The sequence below is a fragment of the Micromonospora sp. WMMD736 genome, from assembly GCF_049179015.1.
Taxonomy (GTDB): Bacteria; Actinomycetota; Actinomycetes; order Mycobacteriales; family Micromonosporaceae; genus Micromonospora.
The window spans coordinates 1-4,067 of sequence record NZ_JBMHMI010000104.1; the positions used below are offsets into that span (position 1 = coordinate 1).

Sequence of the window (4,067 nt, forward strand, 5' to 3'; positions counted from 1 at the left end):
GGTTGCGATTAGTGGACTTCTGGTCGATCGACACCGCCGGGGACAGGCCCTCGATGAAGTCGACGTCGGGTTTGTCCATCTGGCCCAGGAACTGCCGGGCGTAGGCCGACAGCGACTCGACATACCGGCGCTGCCCCTCGGCGAAGATCGTGTCGAAGGCCAGCGACGACTTGCCGGAACCGGACAACCCGGTGAACACGATCAAAGCGTCGCGCGGCAGGTCGAGGTCGACACTTCGCAGGTTGTGCTCCCGCGCACCCTTGACGATCAGGCGGTCAGCCAACGGGGTCCTCTCCTGGTTCAGACGCGTACCGATCCATGCTATGTGCCCCGACCGACAAGCCCGATAACGTGACCACTATGACAGTCGTCGACGACAACTACACCGGCCATGTCGAACCCCGCACCGCGGCCCGGCGCACGCTACCGGGCGCGACGATCGTCAAGGTGTCGGTCGGGCCGATGGACAACAACTGCTACCTGGTGACCTGCAACGCCACCGGCGAAACCCTGCTCATCGACGCCGCCAACGACGCCGAGGTCCTGCTCGAACTTGTTGAGCGATTCGCGCCGACATTGTCCCTGATCGTCACCAGTCACCAGCATCAGGACCACTGGCTAGCACTCGATCAGGTGGCCACGGCGACTGGCGTTCCAACCGCCGCGCACCAACTGGACGCCGAGGCGCTGCCCGTCAAAGCGGACCGCATCCTTGCCAACGGAGACACGATCGCAATCGGTGAACTGTCGTTCGACGTGATCCACCTGCAGGGGCACACGCCGGGTTCGGTGGCACTGGCCCTCGACGGCGCCGATGATGCGACCCACCTGTTCACCGGCGACTGCCTGTTCCCAGGTGGCGTAGGCAAAACCTGGAAGGAGGGCGACTTCGAGAAGCTGCTCGGCGATGTCACCAGCCGGGTGTTCGAGGTCTACGGGGACTCGACTGTCGTCTATCCCGGCCACGGCGACGACACCACGCTTGGGACCGAGCGTCCGCACCTGGCCGAGTGGAAGCAGCGCGGCTGGTAGGCGGCTACCCATTTGTTACGCGGCGGAGTCGGCCCGCCACGCCACCGGCAGCCGTTTGATCCCGTGAATGAACCCGGATCGCAGGATGGCGGGCTCGCCGACCGCGACGATATCGGGCACCTGGGCACGCAATTCGTCGAAGATCACCCGAACCTCACGCCGCGCCAAATTCGCGCCGAGGCAGAAATGCGCACCGCCACCCCCGTAGCCCATGTGCGGGTTGGGATCTCGCGTCACATCGAACGTCCACGGGTCGTCGAACTTGGTCTCGTCACGATCGGCGGAGTTGTACCACAACGACACTTTGGATCCAGCCTTCATTTGCACACCGCGCATTTCGACGTCCTCGGTCAGATTGCGGCGCATGAACATCACCGGCGTCGACCATCGGACGATCTCCTCGACGGCAGTGCCCGCGACGGCTTCGAAGTCGTTCCACCACTTCCGGCGTTCATCGGGGTAGCGGGTGAGAGCGACCATGCCGTGGCTGATGGCGTTGCGTGTGGTCTCGTTGCCTGCACCGGACAGCAGGATGAAGAACGAGGCAATGTCACTGGAGGACAACTGCTCCCCATCGACCTCTGCCTGGACCAGGCTGGTGGTCAGGTCGTCCTGCGGACGCGCGCGGCGATCCTCGGCCAGCTGCAGCCCGTACGCGCCCAATTGCAGTACTGCACCGACCAACTCGTCGTGACTCGTGACGACTTCCTCGTCGCCGGCCCCCAGAATCACCGTGGTCCAGTGGAAGACATTCGCCTCCTCCGCCTCAGGGATGCCCATCATGTCGCAGATGATGTGCAGCGGTAGCGGAGCTGCGACCTCCGCAACGAAGTCAGCGGATCCGTCGGGATGTCGCGCCACCATGTCGCTCACCAATCGGTGTGCGCGCTCGCGCACGCTTTCCTCGATGCGGGCCACCACCTTTGGGGTGAAGGCCCGGTTGACGATCGAGCGCAGCCGTTGGTGGCGCGGGTCGTCCAACGAGATCATCGAGCCGGCGAACTCGGCGGTTTCGGGGGCGACGTCGTACAGGGTCGTACTTGTCGGGACTGAGCTGAAGATTTCGGGATGGCGGCTGGCGTGCCGCACATCGTCGAAGGTGGTCAGTGCCCAGTGGCCGGCCCCTGGCGTGAAGCCCTCGTACTCCCGGTTCTCCCAGAAGGTGATCGGAGCTTCGCGGCGCAGCGTGGCAAAGGCGCCGTCCCGCACGTCGTCGTCCGACTCCCAGAATGCGAAATCTCCGAGGTCGATGTCCTCCAGCGGAACGTACGGTGGTGGAACACCGTTCTCGCGGCTCGCGATAGGCCCCGGGCGTACTGAAACCGCCATGACGCACCTCCCCGTCATCTCCAGTGTGGCACCGGAAAGGACGGTGAGGTGCGATTTCGACTGACTGGTGTCAGCCCGTCACGGCGTGGTGTGGACGATGAGCACGTCGGTCTTGGAGCGGCGGGCCACGTTGGCCGGCACCGAGCCGAGCAGTCGCCCGGCGATGGTGCTGAGCCCAACGTTGCCGACCACGAGCAGGTCAGCCTTGACATCCGTGGCGAGATCGACCAGCGCGTCGACCGGTGCGCCGACGACGGCCCTCTCCTCGACGTCGGCCGCGCCCGCGGCCACGGCCCGGTCGCGGGCCTCGCGCAGGATCGCGTAGATCGGGGCGTTGCCGGCCATCTTGTAGCCCTCGTCCTTCAGGACGTCGGCAGCGCGCTGGTCTTCGCTCTGGGGGAAATACGCGGTCGCCACGATGACTTTGGCCCCCGTGCCGGCGGCGATCTGACCAGCCTTGTCCACAGCGCGCAATGACGAATCCGACCCGTCCGTGCCGACGACCACGGTTTGATAGCCGCTCATCCATTCCCTCCCAATATCCGTTGCAGCGCCACCGAGACAGTAACCCGTTGCACTGTGTCCTTGGGTGCGATTCACGACACCCACCAGTGCGGTTCCTGTCACACCGGAGCGTTCTACCGGCAGATATGGTAACCGCCGCGTATGTTGCCGGCCCGGTTCCGTGAGAGACATGCCCGCAGCCCGGCGGATCGTGGCGGTTCACATGCGAGCCGCTACCGTGACGCGGTCGACAGTGGCGGGCTGGGCGCCGAAGGCGTGATCCGGTCCGGAAGCGTTGTCTCAGAGGGGGTCACGTCCGGCCCGATGGGATGCGATGACGCCGGCGCCGATGATCACCGCGAAGACGCCGAACAGCCAGCGCGCGGCCGAACCATCACCGCGATCGGTCAGGTTCACCACCACACCGGCCAGGCCGGCGCCGAACGCGCCGCACATCAGTTGAACCGTGTTGATCGCGGCCGCGGCGGCTGGGCCTTCGGCGGGGTCCGCAACCCGGCCCATCGCCCACGCCGACAAATGTGGCCAGGCGATGCCGATGCCAGTGCCCGTGATCACCAGCGCCACCGCCCACAGCACCGCCAGCGGTGTCGACACCGTGTCGCGCAGCGTGAATGCCCCCAGCGCGAGGCCGACCGCCATCACGAGCGGCGCGAGAGCCACCATGCGCGCGATGGTGCGCGGATTCCTCAGCGAGGCGCTGGTCAGCTCGCCGCCCGTCCATCCGACGGACAACACCGCGCCAAAGAACCCGGCCAGCACCGGGGTCAGGTGTGCCAGCCGCTGCCCGAACAGCGGCACGTACATGTCGACCATCGTCGCGGCCATCAGCAGCCCCAGGGTGAGATAGATCCACTTCAACGGGCCGGGGCCATAGGTGCTGGGCGGCAGGACCGCCACCGCCGCCCGGCGGTCGACGAACCCGAAGACCACCACGATCGCAGCACCCAGTGTCAACAGCCCCGCCGTGGCCCGCGCGTCGTCCGGGATCCCGGCGAGGCTCACCACCAGCGCTGCGGTGCCCAGCAACACCAAGGAGGCGCCCGGGATCCCTAACCGATCAGCGCTCGCTGTCCCCGCGTCCCGGCGCGGCAACGCCACCGGGACCAGGGCGATCATCGCGGCCGTCAGGATCACCAACACCCCGAACGCCCACCGCCAGCTGCCGTATTGGGCGAACAACC

5 protein-coding genes are annotated in these 4,067 nt (G+C 66.4%); 1 reads left to right on the plus strand and 4 read right to left on the minus strand.

The window, feature by feature from the left end; all coding sequences use genetic code 11:
• On the minus strand, positions 1-283 hold a 283-nt coding region (locus tag ACN269_RS34185), incomplete at its 3' end, for a hypothetical protein (RefSeq protein WP_421477399.1).
• Positions 284-360: 77 nt separating this feature from the next.
• Between ACN269_RS34185 and ACN269_RS34190 the strand changes: the two genes are divergently transcribed.
• Entirely contained in the window at positions 361-1,032 is a 672-nt protein-coding gene (locus ACN269_RS34190) for an MBL fold metallo-hydrolase (protein ID WP_421477400.1), read from the plus strand.
• Between the two features lie 15 nt (positions 1,033-1,047).
• Here ACN269_RS34190 and ACN269_RS34195 read toward each other — a convergent pair whose 3' ends face one another.
• The 3 genes from ACN269_RS34195 to ACN269_RS34205 form a co-directional block, all read right to left on the minus strand.
• Positions 1,048-2,361, minus strand: a complete 1,314-nt coding sequence (locus ACN269_RS34195; protein ID WP_421477402.1) for a cytochrome P450 — start codon at positions 2,359-2,361, stop codon at positions 1,048-1,050.
• Between the two features lie 78 nt (positions 2,362-2,439).
• Positions 2,440-2,961, minus strand: coding sequence for a universal stress protein (locus tag ACN269_RS34200; protein ID WP_421477404.1), 522 nt, complete (start codon positions 2,959-2,961; stop codon positions 2,440-2,442).
• Between the two features lie 204 nt (positions 2,962-3,165).
• Positions 3,166-4,065, minus strand: coding sequence for an MFS transporter (locus tag ACN269_RS34205; RefSeq protein ID WP_421477406.1), 900 nt, complete (start codon positions 4,063-4,065; stop codon positions 3,166-3,168).
• Positions 4,066-4,067 lie beyond the last annotated feature (2 nt).

Bases quoted from the DNA above. Each gene is read 5' to 3' on its own strand.
- ACN269_RS34195 (WP_421477402.1), bottom strand. From the start codon at position 2,361: ATGGCGGTTTCAGTACGCCCGGGGCCTATCGCGAGCCGCGAGAACGGT.
- ACN269_RS34190 (WP_421477400.1), top strand. From the start codon at position 361: ATGACAGTCGTCGACGACAACTACACCGGCCATGTCGAACCCCGCACC.